Origin of the sequence: Blautia sp. OF03-15BH, assembly GCF_003463065.1 — a bacterium.
GTDB lineage: Bacteria > Bacillota > Clostridia > Lachnospirales > Lachnospiraceae > Limivivens.
Genome location: NZ_QSCM01000009.1, coordinates 1 through 442, shown reverse-complemented (window position 1 = coordinate 442; position 442 = coordinate 1). Strand labels below are relative to the sequence as shown.

1 protein-coding gene is annotated in these 442 nt (G+C 35.5%); it reads left to right on the top strand.

The window, feature by feature from the left end:
- The coding region (locus DXA57_RS10585) for an RNA-guided endonuclease InsQ/TnpB family protein (protein ID WP_199612721.1) at positions 1–379 on the top strand (379 nt) is incomplete at its 5' end.
- Between the last annotated feature and the right edge of the window lie 63 nt (positions 380–442).

Genomic DNA, 442 nt, shown 5'->3' with positions numbered 1-442 from the left:
CAGATTAACAAACATCCGTAAAAACTATTTGAATCAGACCATATCTGAGATCGTAAATCGAAAGCCAAGATTTATTTGTATAGAAGATCTGAATGTCAGCGGAATGATGAAAAATAGACATTTATCCAAAGCAGTTCAGGAACAAGGATTTTTTTTGTTTAGAAAACAGCTTGAATACAAATGCAATGATAAAGGGATTCAGCTTATTGTGGCTGATCGGTTTTATCCATCATCAAAGCTTTGCAGTTGCTGTGGAAACATCAAAAAAGATTTGAAGTTATCTGACAGGGTTTATAGATGTGAATGTGGGAATATGATTGACAGAGATTTCCAGGCATCTATAAATCTCAAGGCTTATGGAGAACGATTTGCAAGCTAACACTGAAACGTTAATGCAAATATGTACGGATACGTTAGTCCGGAATTTACGCCTATGGAGAGT